Annotated in this window: 14 protein-coding genes; 11 read left to right on the top strand and 3 right to left on the bottom strand. The window is 64.3% G+C overall.

The window, feature by feature from the left end; all coding sequences use genetic code 11:
* Window positions 1-63: 63 nt before the first annotated feature.
* Window positions 64-873, bottom strand: coding sequence for a 3'(2'),5'-bisphosphate nucleotidase CysQ (cysQ, locus tag ACOYW5_RS07765; protein WP_423068675.1), 810 nt, complete (start codon window positions 871-873; stop codon window positions 64-66).
* Window positions 870-1,736, bottom strand: a complete 867-nt coding sequence (nadC, locus tag ACOYW5_RS07760) for a carboxylating nicotinate-nucleotide diphosphorylase (protein WP_423068674.1) — start codon at window positions 1,734-1,736, stop codon at window positions 870-872. Before nadC ends, cysQ begins: the two co-directional genes overlap by 4 nt.
* Window positions 1,737-1,903: 167 nt before the next feature.
* Here nadC and ACOYW5_RS07755 point away from each other — a divergent pair, with 167 nt between their 5' ends.
* From ACOYW5_RS07755 to ACOYW5_RS07705, 11 genes are all read left to right on the top strand, one after another.
* Window positions 1,904-3,685, top strand: coding sequence for an OmpA family protein (locus ACOYW5_RS07755; RefSeq protein WP_423068673.1), 1,782 nt, complete (start codon window positions 1,904-1,906; stop codon window positions 3,683-3,685).
* A 114-nt stretch (window positions 3,686-3,799) separates the two neighbouring features.
* Window positions 3,800-4,402 (top strand): TetR/AcrR family transcriptional regulator, encoded by a 603-nt coding sequence (locus ACOYW5_RS07750; protein ID WP_423068672.1) that lies wholly within the window; start codon window positions 3,800-3,802, stop codon window positions 4,400-4,402.
* 218 nt (window positions 4,403-4,620) lie between these two features.
* Window positions 4,621-5,307, top strand: a complete 687-nt coding sequence (locus ACOYW5_RS07745) for a PspA/IM30 family protein (protein ID WP_423068671.1) — start codon at window positions 4,621-4,623, stop codon at window positions 5,305-5,307.
* A gap of 46 nt (window positions 5,308-5,353) precedes the next feature.
* Entirely contained in the window at window positions 5,354-5,623 is a 270-nt protein-coding gene (locus ACOYW5_RS07740) for a YiaA/YiaB family inner membrane protein (RefSeq protein ID WP_423068670.1), read from the top strand.
* Between the two features lie 198 nt (window positions 5,624-5,821).
* On the top strand, window positions 5,822-7,354 hold the full coding sequence (locus ACOYW5_RS07735; protein WP_423068669.1) for an acyl-CoA carboxylase subunit beta: 1,533 nt from the start codon (window positions 5,822-5,824) through the stop codon (window positions 7,352-7,354).
* 2 nt (window positions 7,355-7,356) lie between these two features.
* Complete coding sequence (locus ACOYW5_RS07730; protein WP_423068668.1) at window positions 7,357-9,333, top strand: acetyl-CoA carboxylase biotin carboxylase subunit; 1,977 nt, start codon at window positions 7,357-7,359, stop codon at window positions 9,331-9,333.
* Window positions 9,330-11,456: a methylmalonyl-CoA mutase gene (scpA, locus tag ACOYW5_RS07725; RefSeq protein WP_423068667.1), complete on the top strand. Its 2,127-nt coding sequence runs from the start codon at window positions 9,330-9,332 to the stop codon at window positions 11,454-11,456. The genes ACOYW5_RS07730 and scpA overlap by 4 nt, the downstream gene beginning before the upstream one ends.
* Window positions 11,453-11,878, top strand: coding sequence for a methylmalonyl-CoA epimerase (gene mce, locus ACOYW5_RS07720; protein WP_423068666.1), 426 nt, complete (start codon window positions 11,453-11,455; stop codon window positions 11,876-11,878). Before scpA ends, mce begins: the two co-directional genes overlap by 4 nt.
* A gap of 57 nt (window positions 11,879-11,935) precedes the next feature.
* Complete coding sequence (locus ACOYW5_RS07715) at window positions 11,936-12,763, top strand: DUF2793 domain-containing protein (protein ID WP_423068665.1); 828 nt, start codon at window positions 11,936-11,938, stop codon at window positions 12,761-12,763.
* 60 nt (window positions 12,764-12,823) lie between these two features.
* The gene (locus ACOYW5_RS07710; RefSeq protein WP_423068664.1) at window positions 12,824-13,609 is read left to right on the top strand and encodes an ABC transporter permease; all 786 of its coding nucleotides are present in this window, start codon (window positions 12,824-12,826) and stop codon (window positions 13,607-13,609) included.
* The gene (locus ACOYW5_RS07705) at window positions 13,609-14,328 is read left to right on the top strand and encodes an ABC transporter ATP-binding protein (protein ID WP_423068663.1); all 720 of its coding nucleotides are present in this window, start codon (window positions 13,609-13,611) and stop codon (window positions 14,326-14,328) included. The genes ACOYW5_RS07710 and ACOYW5_RS07705 overlap by 1 nt, the downstream gene beginning before the upstream one ends.
* Before the next feature lie 65 nt (window positions 14,329-14,393).
* Here ACOYW5_RS07705 and ACOYW5_RS07700 read toward each other — a convergent pair whose 3' ends face one another.
* The gene (locus ACOYW5_RS07700) at window positions 14,394-15,617 is read right to left on the bottom strand and encodes a rhamnan synthesis F family protein (protein WP_423068662.1); all 1,224 of its coding nucleotides are present in this window, start codon (window positions 15,615-15,617) and stop codon (window positions 14,394-14,396) included.
* Between the last annotated feature and the right edge of the window lie 6 nt (window positions 15,618-15,623).

Below are 15,623 nucleotides of genomic sequence, written 5' to 3'. Positions count from 1 at the left end.
GAGTCGGGGCTGCCATGCATTTTTCTCATGGCCCAACCGTTTGAATACTAACGGTATTCAGCCTCAGGTTTCGGCGAAGCGCACCATATGCGCCAGGGCCGCCAGTGCCAGGTCCCGGCTCGAAGCCGCCACGAACCAAGTGTTCAGGAACTTCTGTTCGGGGTGTCCGCAGGTCAGCGGCACCCCGTCGAGATCCAGCACGACGCCCCCGGCTGCTTGAAGCACGGCCTGGCCCGCGGCGGTGTCCCATTCCGAAGTCGGGGTGAATCGCGGGTAAAGTTGGGCCTCGCCGCTGGCGAGCAGGCAGAACTTCAGCGACGAGCCGACCGACACATCCTCGGCCACTTCGAGTGCAGCGCAGAGTTCGGCCAGCGCCGCGTGCCCATGCGACCGGCTGGCGACGATCCGCGGCCGCGGGGCGTGACTGACCTGGAGGGAGCCTACCCCCGTAATCTCGCCGTCGCGCACCTCACCGGCGAATGCACCTTCCGGACCGCCCCAGTAGATTTGCCCGGTCGCCGGTGCCAGCACCACGCCGCGCACCGGGTGCCCATCTTCGCAATAGGCGATGTTGACGGTGAACTCGCCGTTGCGCTTCAGAAACTCCTTGGTGCCGTCGAGTGGGTCGACCACGAAATAGCGTCCGCCCAGTTCGGGAATGCGGCCCGCGGCGACGCTTTCCTCCGCCAGCACCGGCAGCCCGGTTTCCGCCAGTATGGCGAGGATGATGGTTTCGGCCTTCTGGTCGGCCTCGGTCACCGGCGAGCCGTCCGCCTTCTCGGAGGCGATGGCGCCGCGCAGATAGACTTCCATGATCGCGTCGGCGGCAGCGATCGCCGCTTGGTTCATCAGCGCGGTAAAGTCGGCAGTCATCGGATCTCCACATCCAGTCCCAGGTCGAGCGGCTTCGCGCCCATCGTGATCTGGCTCGACGAAATGAAGTCGACGCCGGTCTCGGCGATCCCCCGCACCCGCTCGAGCTTCACCCCGCCCGAAGCCTCGAGCCGCGCCCGCCCATGATTGAGCCTTACAGCTGCCTTCAGCAGCTCGTTGTCCATGTTGTCGAGCATGACGACGGTCGCGCCGGCTTCGAGTACTTCCTCGAGCTCGCTCAGCGTCGTCACCTCGATCTCGATCGCAACCAGATGCCCCGCCGCCTCTCGTGCTGCGCGAAAAGCCTTGCCCGCCCCGCCGGCCACCGCGACGTGGTTGTCCTTGATAAGGATGGCGTCGCTCAGCGCGTAACGGTGGTTCGCACCACCGCCGCAGCGTACCGCGTATTTCTCGAAGGCACGCAGCCCCGGCGTGGTCTTCCGCGTATCGCAGATGCGTGCCGTCGTCCCCTCGACTGCTTCTACGAACTTATGCGTAAGCGATGCGATCCCGCTGAGATGATTCAGGAAATTGAGCGCCGTCCGCTCTCCGGCGAGCAGCTGCCGCGCGTCGCCCGACACCACCGCGACGATGTCACCCTTGCCAACCAGTGCCCCATCGTCGACCTGCGGATTGACGTCCACCCCGCCGCCAAGCTGCCGGAATACCTCGAGCGCCAGCGGCAACCCAGCGATGATACCCGGCTCGCGCGCCGAAAGCGTCGCCGTGGCAACTGCCGCCACCGGTATCGTCGCCTGGGACGTAAGATCGCCCGCCAGCCCGAGGTCCTCCGCCAAAGCGCGGCGCACCGCATCCTCAACGAGGGCAGGGGGCAGGACGGGAACGTGAAGGATATCGCGCATCGGGCGAGGATTTACGCGACCCGGCACCCCCGCGCAATGGCGCCAGTCCGAAAGGCAGTGACGACGCATATCTGCGGAATCGGAACAATTCGCCCTTCGTATCCGTTCTGACGGTGCGCAGTTCCGGGCCGGGTGGCTGTTGCATCATAAGAAGAATGGAGAAACCAATGCAACTCAAGCGCTTGTTGATAACGACCACAAGCCTCTGCATGCTGTCGCTGATGCCGCTTCCGGCGTTCTCGCAGGATGCTGGTCTGACAGCTGCCTACAACGCCTATGTCGAAGCGCAGAGCGGCGAAGATGCCGACGCCAAGGCGGCCGCCGAGGCTGCCTTCCTGGCCGAGTGCCAGCGTGTCGGCGCGCCGGACCTGCAACAATGCATCGCGATCGCGACCGGTGCGGCGACCGTGGAAGCCCCCGCACCGGCCGAGGAGCCGGCACCGCCGGCCGAGCAGCCCGCTCCGGCTGAAGGGCCTGCACCGGCGCCTGCGGAACAGCCCGCTCCGGCCCCCGCCGAACCGGCGCCCGCCCCGGCTGAGCCTGCTGCCGCGCAGCCTGCTCCCGCCGAGCCTGCACCAACCGAACAGGCACCGGCTGAGCCGGCGCCCGCCGAGCAGCCCTCTGCTGCCAGCGATCCAGCCCTCATTGCCGCCTATTCGGCCTATGTGTCGGCCAGCTCCGGTACGGATGCCGACGCCAAGACAAGTGCAGAAGCCGCCTTCCTCGCCGAATGCAACCGGCTGGGTATCGCCTCGCTTGACGAGTGTCTCGCCCTGATGGGCGGTGCGCCCGCTACGCCTACGGCGCCCACCGACCCGGCCCAGCCTGCGACCGATCAGTCAGGCCAGCCACTGGAGCAGGTCCCTGACCAGCAGACGCCGGATGCTCCTGTTGCTCCGGTTCTCGATAGCGCCAAGGACGCGAGCGGCGCCGGCACCGAGGCACCTGCACCGGCCGCCCCGGCTGAGGCCACGCCTCCGCCGGCCTCCGATACCGAAGCGCAGGCAGGCCCCCCGCCGGCCGCCACCGAGGTTACGGCGACCGTCGAGGCTCCCGGCGAGAAGGTGGATCAGCTGCCGGCCATAGAGCAAAAGCCCAACGCCAAGGACGTCCGCGAGACCGATGACAACCGGTTGATCATCACCATCGGGCTGAACATCAACCTCTTCACCCCGTACGAGGATCGCGACCGCATCGGCCGCGACAACGAGGTCACCTACGAGCGGCTCGAAAACGGCCGCTACCGCCAGACCGTCATCCGTCCCGATGGCACGCGCGTCATCACGGTGTGGAACCGCTACGGCGAGATCATCCGTCGTGTGAAGGTGCTGCCGGATGGAACCAAGATCATCATCATCTTCGCCCAGGACGACCGCGAGGACGGCGGTTGGCGCGATCCGGGCGATGACCTGCCGCCGTTCTACCTGCCGATCCCCGTCAACGAGTACGTGCTCTATAGCGAGCGGGCCGACGAGGACGATATCGAGCTGTTCCTCAGTGAACCGCCGCTCGAAAAGGCTGCCAGGGTCTACACCGTGGACGAGGTCAAGCATTCGGCCCGTCTGCGCGACACGATCCGCCGGGTGGAGATCGGTGATCTGACCTTCGACACCGGTTCGGCCCAGCTCGGCCGCGACCAGGTCGGCTCCTTGAGCAAGGTGGCCGCTGCAATGAAGAAGATTCTCGACCGCAACCCGGGCGAAGTCTTCCTCGTCGAAGGCCACACCGACGCCGTCGGGGCGGACGAGTCCAATCTCGTTCTCTCCGATGAGCGCGCCGAAACGGTCGCCAACCTGTTGAGCGAGTTCTACGACATCCCGCCGGAGAACCTCACGACGCAGGGCTATGGCGAGCGCTACCTGAAGGTTGAGACCGACGGTGAAGAGCGGGCCAACCGCCGCGCAACCATCCGCCGCATCACCAACCTGGTCGCCCCCAGCGCCAGCTGATCGGCCCCACGCAACGATCTCTCTCCCCTCTTGGGGAGGGAGACCCCACCAGATCGACGCCATCGACACGCCGCAATTGCCGGGCTAATTGAACATCGTTCACGGAGTTGCACGATGGCCCGTCGCGCCGATCATTCGAAGGAAGAGCTTGCCCGGCTGGTGGTGGATACCGCCGAGGAGCTGATCGCGGAGGAGGGGATCGACAATTTCTCCGCCCGCTCGCTGAGCCGCGCCATCGGCTACACGGCCGGCACGCTCTACCACCACTTCAAGGATCTCGACGACATCGTCACCCAGGTGAACACGCGCACGCTGGTCGGCCTCGCGCAGGCCTTCGCGTCCGCGACACCCTCCGACGATCCGCGCCGGATGCTCCACAACTACGCCGATGCCTTCCTCGGCTACATCACGCTCAAGCGGAACCTGTGGAACGCACTGTTCGAGTTCCGGCGCAAGCCCGGCCAGCCGGTGCCACCTTGGTATGTTGAAGCCATCGCCTCGCTGATCCGCATCGTCGCGCAGTGCTTTGTCGAGATACGTTCCGATCTCGGCGACGCCGCCGCCCGCCAGTCCGGGCAACTGGTCTTCGCCTCGATTCACTCCGTCGTCTCGCTAGAAAGCTCCGGTCGCCTGAGCCTCATCATGGACAGGGACATCGGTAGGGTCGTGCACGAACTGGTCGACATGCACATCCTCGCCTACACGCACCGCCCCTGATCCTCCCCCGCGGGGATGGGGAGGGGCGGCACCAAGTGCAACTCCGTCGCTTTGTTGCGCCAGATCGCGGCCCAGACAAGCTCACTCGCATTCGATTCAACTACAAAATAAACGCCGTTCAATTTAGCACTTGAACGGCGTTTAGAATTCGGTATGTTGCATTTCATGAACAGCGTTCAATTAACGCTGGGACCGCAACGATGGGAGACGACATAGCCATGCTGAACGTCCTGAAGACCCTTTTCTTGGGCGCATCTGCCCGTGCTGAAGAGCAGCTCACCGATCACTTCGCGATCGATCTGATCGAGCAGAAGATCCGCGAATCCGAGAATGCCCTCTCGCTCGCCAAGACCACGCTCGCCGCGCTGATCATCCGCCAGCGCAACGAGCAGACCACGCTCACCCGCCTCGATACGCAGGTCGCCGATCTCGAGGATCGGGCCCGGCAGGCCCTCGGCGCCGGCCGCGAAGATCTCGCTGCCGATGCCGCCTCGGCAATCGCCGATCTCGAAAACGAGCGGGCAGTGCGCCGCGACACCCTCGCGCAACTCGCCAATCGCGTCGCCCGCACGCAGCAGGCGGTGGAGAAGGCGCATCGCCGCATCATCGACCTGCGCCAGGGCATGATCTCGGCCCGCGCCGCCGACGCCGAACGCAAGGCCCAGAAGTCGCTCAACCGCTCGATCGGGTCGAATGCCTCGATCCGCGAGGCCGAGGAACTGATCGGCCGCGTGCTCAACGGACCCGATCCCTTTGTCGAGAGCGAAGTGCTGGACGAGATCGATGCAGGTCTGAGCGGCACCGACATTCGCGATCATTTGGGTCAGGCCGGCTTCGGCGCCAAAACCAAGGTCGATGCTTCGGATGTGCTGAAGCGGATTAAGGCTTCTTCCACGACTGCCTGACTATCAACAACAACAACTTAAGTTCAAATCCAAAGGAGACTTTATCGTGAATAATGAATCCAACAACGGCGTCTATATTGCTTTCAATGCTGCCGGCGTGGCCGCGGCTCTCTTCCTCCTGGCGCTGTCGCTCTGGCTGGCGCCGGTGGACCTGTCCACCAAGGGTTACTGGGGCATGGGCATCGTGCTGCTCATGGCGAGCCTGGTGAACCTCGTCAAATACCGTACCGACGACCGCCACAACCAGGAAATCGTCCGCCAGCTCGAGCAGGCCAAGAACGAAAAGATCCTAAAGGACTACGTGGGCAACCAGTAATCCCTGGGGTCACCGCCTTCTCTGTCCTCCCGCGAGGGGTGGCGGAAGGGCCAGCGAAGCTGATGGAGGGGGCATCCGCAAGCGCGGTTGCCTCCTCTTGTTGCGTAGTGTCTGACCACATTGCCTTTTCCGTCAGCCCGAACCATTCTGCTTTGACCAACCGGTAAAAGCCGGACGACGACCAAGGGCAGGGCCTCTATGCAGAAGATCATCGCCGCGCTTGAACAGCGGCGGAACGACGCCCGGCTTGGCGGCGGACAGAAGCGCATCGACGCACAGCACGGCAAGGGCAAGCTGACGGCGCGTGAACGCCTCGATGTCCTCCTCGACCCCGGCTCCTTCGAAGAATACGACATGTTCGTCACCCACCGCGCGGTGGATTTCGGCATGGAAGAGACCATCATTCCCGGCGACGGCGTGGTCAGCGGCTGGGGCACCATCAACGGCCGCCTCACCTACGTCTTCTCACAGGACTTTACGGTGTTTGGCGGCTCGCTGAGCGAGACCCACGCCCAGAAGATCTGCAAGATCATGGACCTCGCCGTGCAGAATGGCGCGCCGGTGATCGGCCTCAACGACAGCGGCGGCGCCCGCATCCAGGAGGGTGTCGCGGCCCTCGGCGGCTATGCCGAAGTGTTCTGGCGCAACGTCCAGGCATCGGGCGCCATCCCGCAGATCAGTGTCGTGATGGGCCCCACCGCCGGCGGCGCGGTCTACTCGCCCGCCATGACCGACTTCATCTACATGGTGAAGGACACGAGCTACATGTATGTCACCGGCCCCGATGTGGTGAAAACCGTCACCTCCGAGATCGTGACGCACGAGGAGCTCGGCGGCGCCAGCACCCACACCAAGGTCAGCTCGGTCGCCGATGCCGCCTTCGACAATGACATCGAAACCCTGCTCGAAGTCCGGCGCCTGTTCGATTTCCTGCCGCTGAGCGCCACGCAGAAACCGCCAGTCGTCGCTGTCGAGGATACGATCGGCCGCGAAGAGCCGAGCCTCGACACCATCATCCCCGACAGTGCCGCAAAACCCTACGATATGCGCGAGGTGATCGAGAAGATCGCGGACGAGGGCGACTTCCTCGAAATCCAGAAGGACCATGCCGGCAACATTCTCGTCGGCTTCATCCGCCTGAACGGCTCCACTGTCGGCGTCGTCGCCAATCAGCCGCTGGTGCTGGCCGGTTGCCTCGACATCAACTCATCGAAGAAAGCCGCCCGCTTCATCCGCTTCTGCGACGCGTTTTCGATCCCCATCCTCACCCTCGTCGACGTCCCCGGCTTCCTCCCCGGCGTCGCCCAGGAATACGGCGGCATCATCAAGCACGGCGCCAAGCTGCTGTTTGCTTATGCTGAAGCCACCGTACCCAAGGTCACGGTCATCACCCGCAAGGCTTATGGCGGCGCCTATGACGTGATGGCGAGCAAGCACATCCGCGCTGACGTGAACTACGCCTGGCCGACGGCCGAGATCGCGGTGATGGGCGCCAAGGGCGCGACAGAGATTCTGTACCGCTCCGAACTCACCGACAAAGAGAAGATCGCTCAGCGCACGGCGGACTACGAAGCGAGGTTCGCCAACCCGTTCGTGGCGGCAGAGCGCGGCTTCATCGACGACGTTATCATGCCAAGGGAAACGCGCCGGCGTGTAGTGCGGGCGTTCGAGACGCTGAAGGGCAAGAAAGCCGTGATCCCGGTTAAGAAACACGGGAACATTCCGCTGTGACCATGTTCTCCTCCCTCCTCATCGCCAATCGCGGCGAGATCGCATGTCGTGTCATCCGCACCGCCAAGCGCATGGGCATCCGCACCATTGCGGTCTATTCCGATGCCGACCGGGATGCCATGCATGTGAAGCTGGCCGACGAAGCCGTCCATATCGGCGGTTCTGCGGCCCGCGACAGCTACCTCTCGATCGAGAAGATCGTCGCCGCCTGCAAGGCGACCGGCGCCGACGCCGTCCATCCCGGCTACGGCTTCCTCTCAGAAAACGCCGCCTTCGCCGCTGCCTTGGAAGCCGAGAACATCATCTTCGTCGGCCCGCCGGTGAAGGCCATCGAGGCCATGGGCGACAAGATCACGTCCAAGAAGATCGCGGCAGAAGCCGGCGTTTCCACTGTGCCGGGCCACATGGGGCTGATCGCCGATGCCGAAGAAGCGGTCCGCATCAGCAAGTCCGTTGGCTACCCCGTGATGATCAAGGCTTCGGCCGGCGGTGGCGGCAAGGGGATGCGCATCGCCTGGAACGACGCCGAAGCCCGTGAAGGCTTCGAGCGCTCCAAGTCGGAAGCCGCGTCCTCGTTCGGCGACGATCGCATCTTCATCGAGAAGTTCGTCACCGAACCGCGCCACATCGAAATTCAGCTGATCGGCGACCAGCACGGCAACGTGCTCTGGCTCAACGAGCGCGAGTGCTCGATCCAGCGCCGCAACCAGAAGGTGATCGAAGAGGCCCCATCGCCCTTCCTCGATGCGGCGACCCGCAAGGCCATGGGCGAGCAGTCGGTCGCCCTCGCCAAGGCTGTCGGCTACACCTCGGCCGGCACGGTCGAGTTCATCGTCGACAAGGACCGCAACTTCTACTTCCTCGAGATGAACACCCGCCTGCAGGTCGAGCATCCGGTCACCGAGCTGATCACCGGCCTAGATCTCGTCGAGCTGATGTTCCTCGCTGCTGCCGGCGAGAAGCTGCCCATCACGCAGGCCGATGTCGGCGTCAACGGCTGGGCCCTCGAGAGCCGCATCTACGCCGAGGATCCGTACCGCAATTTCCTGCCTTCGGTCGGGCGCCTCACCCGCTACAGCCCGCCGGCGGAGGAAGCGAGCCCCGAACTCGCCATCCGCAACGACACCGGTGTCGCCGAGGGCGGCGAGATCTCCACTTTCTACGACCCGATGATCGCCAAGCTCTGCACCTGGGCGCCGAGCCGCATCGCGGCGATCGACGCGATGGAGGTTGCGCTCGACGAGTTCGAGCTCGAGGGCGTCGGCAACAATATCCCGTTCCTCTCGGCCGTCATGGCGCAGGATCGCTTCCGCGAGGGGCGCCTGACCACGGGCTACATCGCCGAGGAATTCCCCAGCGGTTTCAGCGGCGTAGAGCTCGATCCGGAATCTCTCACGCATCTGGCCGCGCTCGCCTGCACCTCTGCCTTCGCCCTCGACAAGCGTAATTTCCCGGCAACGCCCGAACCGCGTGCCGTCATAATCGGCGACCAGCGCTGGGACTTTTCCGTGCGTGCCGATGGCATCGAGTATTGGCTCACCGCGCCGGATGGAAAGAAGCTACTGGTCGAGACCGGCTGGAAGCCCGGCATGAGCCTCTGCATCGCCCGCGTCGATGGCCAGCTGCATCACGTTAAACTTCAACGAGTTACCGGCGGCTTCCGCCTGCGCTGGCGCGGCGCGGACCTCGTCGCCCGCGTCCTGCTCCCCCACGTCGCCGACCTGATGCCGCTGATGCCGGTGAAGGTGCCGCCCGATCTCAGCAAATTCCTCCTCTGCCCCATGCCCGGCCAGATCGTGCGCATCGATGTCGCCGAGGGTGATATCGTCGAGGACGGCCAGACCCTGGCCATCGTCGAGGCGATGAAGATGGAGAACGTGCTGAAGGCCGAGAAGCGCGCGCGGGTGAGCAAGGTGCGGGTGAAACCCGGCTCGGTGCTGGCGGTGGACGAGGTGATCCTGGAGTTCGAGGCGGTATGAGCGGGCCTACCTTCGCCGATTGGGCAAAGCTCGCCCAGAAGGACCTCCGCGACGCGCCGGTCGAATCCCTCAACCGCGACTACGGCGATCTCCCGATCCGTCCTGCCTATTTCGCCGAGGACGTCACCGCCGATCCCGGCCTGCCCGGCGCCGCCCCGTTCACCCGCGGCGTCCGGGCTACCATGTATGCCGGCCGCCCCTGGACCATCCGCCAATATGCCGGCTTCTCCACCGCGCGTGAATCCAACGATTTCTACCGCAAGAACCTCGCAGCCGGGCAAAAGGGCCTGAGCGTCGCGTTCGACCTCGCCACCCACCGAGGCTATGACAGCGACCATCCGCGCGTCACCGGAGATGTCGGCAAGGCCGGCGTGGCGATCGACAGCGTCGAGGACATGAAGATCCTGTTCGACGGCATCCCGCTCGATCAGATGAGTGTCTCGATGACCATGAACGGCGCCGTGCTGCCGGTGCTCGCCATGTTCATCGTCGCTGCCGAAGAGCAGGGGGTGAAGCAGGCGCAACTCGACGGGACCATCCAGAACGACATCCTCAAGGAGTTCATGGTCCGCAACACCTATATCTACCCGCCCGCGCCGAGTATGCGGATCGTCGGCGACATCATCGCCTACACGGCGCAGCACATGCCCAAGTTCAACTCGATCTCGATTTCGGGCTACCACATGCACGAGGCCGGGGCGACGGCGGTGCAGGAGCTCGCCTACACCATCGCCGATGGCATCGAGTACGTGCGCGCGGCACAAGCCCGTGGCCTCGACATCGATGGCTTTGCACCACGCCTCAGCTTCTTCTTCGGCATCGGCATGAACTTTTTCCTCGAGGTCGCGAAGCTCAGAGCAGCTCGCTTCCTCTGGCAGAAGTTCATGACGCAACTCGGGGCCAAAGATGGAAGATCACTTGTGCTGCGTACCCACTGCCAGACCAGTGGCGTGTCCCTCACCGAGCAGGATCCGCACAACAATATCGTCCGCACCACCATCGAAGCACTCGCGGCGGTGCTCGGTGGCACGCAGAGCCTCCACACCAACAGTTTCGACGAAGCCATTGCGCTGCCAACGGAATCCTCCGCCCGCATCGCCCGCAACACCCAGCTGATCCTCCAGCACGAAAGCCGCGTCACCGACGTCGTCGATCCCCTGGGTGGCAGCTACTTTATCGAAGCCCTCACCGCCGACTTGGTCGACCACGCCAGCGCATTGATTTCTCAGGTGGAATCCCAAGGTGGCATGACCGCCGCGGTGCAGGCCGGCACGCCGAAACTCGAGATCGAAAAAGCCGCCGCCCTCCGCCAGGCTCGTGTCGATCGCGGCGAGGACGTCATTGTCGGCGTCAACCGCTATCGCCTTGAAAACGAAGGCCCAATCGCCATCCGCGAAATCGACAACCACAAGGTCCGCGACGAGCAGATCGCCCGCCTCGCCGAAGTCCGCCGCACTCGCGACGCCGATGCGGTAGATGGGGGGCTCGCCGCCCTCCGCGAAGCCGCCCGCACCGGCGGCAACCTCCTCGCCGCCAGCATCGCCGCCGCCCGCGCCCGCGCCACCCTTGGCGAGATTTCCACCGCGCTCGAAGCCGAGTTCGGCCGCCACTCCGCCGTCACTCGTGTCATCTCAGGCGTCTATGCCGCGAGCTACACCGACGACCCACAATACGCCGAATTGCAGAAGCGGATCAAAGGCTTCGAAGCTGCCGAGCGCCGGCCGCCAGCCATCTTCATCGCCAAGATGGGGCAGGATGGCCACGACCGCGGCGCCAAGGTGATCGCTACCGCCTTCGCCGATCTGGGCTTCACCGTTCACATGGGCGACCTGTTCGAAACCGCCCCCGAAGTGGCGGATCACGTGGCGCAGATGCAGGTCGATGCCGTCGGCGTCTCCTCCCTCGCCGCAGGTCACAAGACGCTGGTTCCTGAACTGATCGGTGAACTCAGGGGCAGGGGCCTTGGCGATGTCACCGTCATCGTCGGCGGCGTGATCCCCGAGCAAGACTATGATTTCCTGCGGGAGGCAGGCGTGGCGGAGATTTTCGGCCCCGGCACCAACGTGCTCGAAGCCGCGTTCTCGGTGCTGAGTCAGATCGAGGGGAGGCTGAGTAATCGATGATCGGCCGCCTCAACCACGTCGCCATCGCTGTGCCCGACCTCGCCGCTGCCGCCGCGAAATATCGCGATCTGCTCGGTGCCGATGTGCACCACCCGCACGATCTGCCGGAGCATGGCGTCACGGTCGTTTTCGTGCATCTGGAAAACACCAAGATCGAGCTGATGACGCCGCTCGGCGCCAGTTCGCCGATCGCGAAGTTCCTCGCGGACCACCCGTCGGGCGGCATCCACCATGTCTGCTACGAGGTCGGGGATATCGCTTCGTCGATCCGCACGCTCACCGAGGCTGGCGCCCGGGTGCTGGGCGATGGCAAGCCGAAGATGGGTGCCCACGGACTGCCGGTCGTGTTCCTGCATCCCAAGGATTTCGACGGTACGCTGATCGAGCTCGAAGAGGTAAAGCCGGAACTCCAGCCAGCCTGACTTATCCCCTCGCACCGACGTGGCTTTATCCTTCGCAAAAGCCATGCGAGGGACATCGTGACCACCAGCACACACCTGAAACTGCCGTTCATCCTGCCGGCCCAGGCCGGCAAGCACATTACCCACAACGAGGCGATTGCCGCGCTCGATACCCTGGCGCAACTTGCCGTGCTCGACCGGGACCTCGCCGCGCCGCCCGGTAGTCCGGTGACCGGCGCGCGCTACATCGTGGCGGTAAGCCCGACCGGCGCCTGGGTGGGCAAGGCCGGGCAGGTCGCCGCTTGGGATGGTGCCGCGTGGCTGTTCCACGCACCCGAACCGGGCTGGCTCGCGTACCTCGTCGACGAGAACGGCCTCATCGTCTGGACTGGTGCGACCTGGCAGCCGACAGTAGGCCTCGATGGCCAGGTGGCAAAGCTCGGCATCAACGCAGCCGCTGACGACACCGACCGCCTCTCCGTCGCAAGCGAGGCGGTTCTGTTCAGCAACCCGTCAGGCGGCGTTCATCTGAAGGTCAGCAAGCATTCATCTTCGGATACGGCAGCATTGCTGTATCAAACCGGCTTCTCCGGCCGCGCCGAGATCGGCACGACCGGCGACGACAAGCTGCACATCAAGGTCAGTCCCGATGGCTCGGCCTGGACCGAGGCACTGGTGATCGATGCCGCTACCGGCCGCGTCGGCCTCGGCACGGCGACGCCTGCCGTGAAGCTCGATGTGGATGGCCCGGTCCGGGCCAAATCTTACACGGTCGCAGGCGTTCCGGCCGCCAACGCGGGGGCGGGGCAGATGATCTTCGTCTCCAACGAAGCCGGCGGCGCCACGCTGGCATTCTCGGATGGCACCAGTTGGCGCCGTGTCACCGATCGGGCCGTGATCAGCTAGGCCGATTGGCCTCGGCGCGCGCCTGTGCTAGGCGAGCGCCGACAACGCCGAAGGGGCCGGATGCGGAAGATTCTCGCCAATGCGTGGGCTGACATGGCGGCGGGTTACGACCGGCGCAGTGTGTGGATCGCGCTGGCCACCGAAGATATCGGCGATCAGCACCGGCGGACGACGCTTGGGCCGCTCTGGCTGCTGGTCAACTATTTCGCCTTTGCCGCCACCTTTATCTTCGTGTTCGCACCGGTCCCGTCCGCCCAGTTCGCGATCTACGTCGCCACCGGGCTGCTGGTCTGGAACTACATGAACGACTCGATCTCGCAGGCCGTAACCCTGTTCGAGCGCGAGCAGAGCTTCATCAAGGGCACCAACCTGCCGCTCTCGGTCTATGTGATGCGCGTCACGCTGCAGAACATCATCCGCGGCATCTATGCGGTGTTCGGCTGCGGCGTGATCCTAGTGCTCGCCCAGGTCGAGATCACGCCTGCCTGGCTGTGGTCGGGGCTCGGCCTGCTGATCATCCTCGTCTGCTCGCCGGCGGTGGTCGCTCTGTTCGGCTTTCTCGGCGTGTTCTTTCCCGATAGCCAGTTCGTCGTCACCAACCTGATGCGGGTGGCGATGTTTGCGACGCCGCTGTTCTGGACGCATGAAGGGGAGGGCGGCATCCGCGGCGCGCTATATTATTGGAATCCCTTCACTTATTTCCTCGATATGGTGCGCCAACCGATCGTCGATGGCACCGTGAGCTGGAACGCCTTCGGCGTCTCCATCCTCTTTACCCTGGTGATCTGGGCGCTCGCCGTGCTGCTGCTCGGCATCTATCGCCGCAAGGTGGCGCTGATCGTCTGATGGTCAAGATCTCCGCCCACGACCTGCGCCTTGTCTACGAAGTGCGTGAGAAGCTGTCGCTAAGGCCGCGCGACAAGCGCGTCGAGCAGAAGACCGGAGGCACCATTTCGGGCAGCGGCAACCGGCGGTTTGTGACGGCCCTCGATGGGGTGAGTTTTGAGCTGAAGGCTGGGGATAGATTGGGGCTCGTCGGGCCAAATGGGGCCGGAAAGACCACGCTTCTCAAGGTGTTATACGGGATCTACGAGCCGACAGCTGGCAGCCTCGAGGTGAGCGGGCGGATCGATGCGCTGTTCAACATCGACCTTGGCTTCCGGGCCGAAGCGACCGGGCGAAGGAACATCCTGCTGCGCGGGTTGATCAACGGGTGGAACGAGGATGAGATCGCGGCGAAGACCGATGAAATCATCGCTTTCTCCGAGCTCGGCGAGTTCATCGACATGCCGTTCAAGAGCTATAGTCAGGGCATGGGCGCACGGCTCGCGTTTTCTATTGCCACGTCGCTCGAACCGCAGATTCTGCTTATGGATGAATGGATTGGCGCCGGCGATGCTGACTTTCAGGCCAAGGCGGCGCGGCGCATGGACGAGCTGGCAGAGAAGGCCGGTATCATCATTCTTGCCAGCCACCAGCCGGACCTGATCGAGCGCACCTGCAACAAGGTGCTGGGGCTCGAGCATGGTAGGGTGACTCGTTTCGAGGCCATCGGACCGAGCTAGAACTCGCGGGCCAGCTCCATACCAAGTGCGGGATATTCCGCCGCTTCGTCATGGAAGTCTGGCCCTTACATCAGCCCCGTCATCATCATCAGCTTCTGCCGCAACGTGCCGTGCATCATCGGCTCGCCGCGCGCGGTGACGAGCGCGTGGAACTCGGCGAACTCGTCCTCGGTGAGGAACGGGGCAAAGCTGTCGAGCTCACCCAGCCCGTAGATCGAGCGCAGCACTAGGTCGAGCTTGATGATCGGCATCTGCAGGTACTGCGTCAGCAGCAGAGCGCCCCAATGGATCTGGCTGCCCTGGAACACATAGTCGAGCAGGTCGCGCTGCAGCTCGCGGCGAGACTGTGCCGTCAGGTCCTGTACCAGGTCCTCAGGCGAAAGCGGGACGGTCAGGCTGGCACTTTCGAGCAATGTTGCCCGGCTGATGGGTAGTGCATCACGAACCGGCTTTCTTGCCTCGTGCAGCAATGTCCGGATCGGGTTCTGGCCATGGTAGTTCGCAGGCATCCGCGACGCCGAGACCGCCAGCTCGCGCCAACTGGCCCGGTTCAGTGCGCGGTCGAGCCGTTGCAGCGAGTAGATTACCCGCGGCCGCACCTTGATCGTTTGCTCAACCAGCTTGCTGAGGGCGGCCTCACCCTGCCAGATCACGCGCGGCCGGATCTCGGTCGAACGATAGTCTTGCCAGTATTCGCGGAAGCGCGGATCGGTGATCACTTCCGGACCGAAGCTCAGGGCGTAGCTGCCGATATGGTGGCTGATCTCGTGGTTCTCACTCGCTCCGATGAAGCCGTTGCCGCGTGCCATTTCGGTGAAGAACTCGCGTAGCCCGCGGCGCGCATAGAAGATGCTGTCGTTGAGCAGCATCAGCCGTTCGGGTGCATGACTGTCGAGCACATGCAGCACGCCGCGCCGGTAGCCGCCGAAGTCGCGGCCGAAGTTTCGGCGCTGGATGAAGGTGTGGAGGTAAGGCTTCAGCCGCTCCAGTTCAGCCGCCGGGACCGGCAGATTGCTGACGGCGACGACGCGGACGCCGAGCTCCGCGAGCAGCTTCACGGCATGCACGACATTCTCGGGCAGCGTGTAGCGCTGGTAGAGATGGAACACACAGAACGTCCCGCCGGTTGCCTCCGCAAAACGCTCGATCGACACAACGTCGCCCTGCCGGGCCAGCCGATAGCTGCTGATCCAGTCCCCGATGATCAGCCCCGGCATCAGCAGGGCACGCACCAGCATCCGCAGGAACGGGAACAAGACCTGCCGGACGAACAGTCGGAAAATGTTCAATGTAGT

Origin of the sequence: Devosia sp. CN2-171 (assembly GCF_049354815.1) — a bacterium.
Taxonomy (GTDB): domain Bacteria; phylum Pseudomonadota; class Alphaproteobacteria; order Rhizobiales; family Devosiaceae; genus Devosia_A.
This window is presented reverse-complemented; position numbering and strand designations above follow the sequence as displayed.

What these genes read in the sequence shown, in the direction of transcription:
- cysQ (WP_423068675.1), bottom strand. Translation starts at nt 873, where the DNA reads ATGACTGCCGACTTTACCGCGCTGATGAACCAAGCGGCGATCGCTGCC.
- nadC (WP_423068674.1), bottom strand. Translation starts at nt 1,736, where the DNA reads ATGCGCGATATCCTTCACGTTCCCGTCCTGCCCCCTGCCCTCGTTGAG.
- ACOYW5_RS07755 (WP_423068673.1), top strand. Translation starts at nt 1,904, where the DNA reads ATGCAACTCAAGCGCTTGTTGATAACGACCACAAGCCTCTGCATGCTG.
- ACOYW5_RS07750 (WP_423068672.1), top strand. Translation starts at nt 3,800, where the DNA reads ATGGCCCGTCGCGCCGATCATTCGAAGGAAGAGCTTGCCCGGCTGGTG.
- ACOYW5_RS07745 (WP_423068671.1), top strand. Translation starts at nt 4,621, where the DNA reads ATGCTGAACGTCCTGAAGACCCTTTTCTTGGGCGCATCTGCCCGTGCT.
- ACOYW5_RS07735 (WP_423068669.1), top strand. Translation starts at nt 5,822, where the DNA reads ATGCAGAAGATCATCGCCGCGCTTGAACAGCGGCGGAACGACGCCCGG.
- ACOYW5_RS07730 (WP_423068668.1), top strand. Translation starts at nt 7,357, where the DNA reads ATGTTCTCCTCCCTCCTCATCGCCAATCGCGGCGAGATCGCATGTCGT.
- scpA (WP_423068667.1), top strand. Translation starts at nt 9,330, where the DNA reads ATGAGCGGGCCTACCTTCGCCGATTGGGCAAAGCTCGCCCAGAAGGAC.
- mce (WP_423068666.1), top strand. Translation starts at nt 11,453, where the DNA reads ATGATCGGCCGCCTCAACCACGTCGCCATCGCTGTGCCCGACCTCGCC.
- ACOYW5_RS07710 (WP_423068664.1), top strand. Translation starts at nt 12,824, where the DNA reads ATGCGGAAGATTCTCGCCAATGCGTGGGCTGACATGGCGGCGGGTTAC.
- ACOYW5_RS07705 (WP_423068663.1), top strand. Translation starts at nt 13,609, where the DNA reads ATGGTCAAGATCTCCGCCCACGACCTGCGCCTTGTCTACGAAGTGCGT.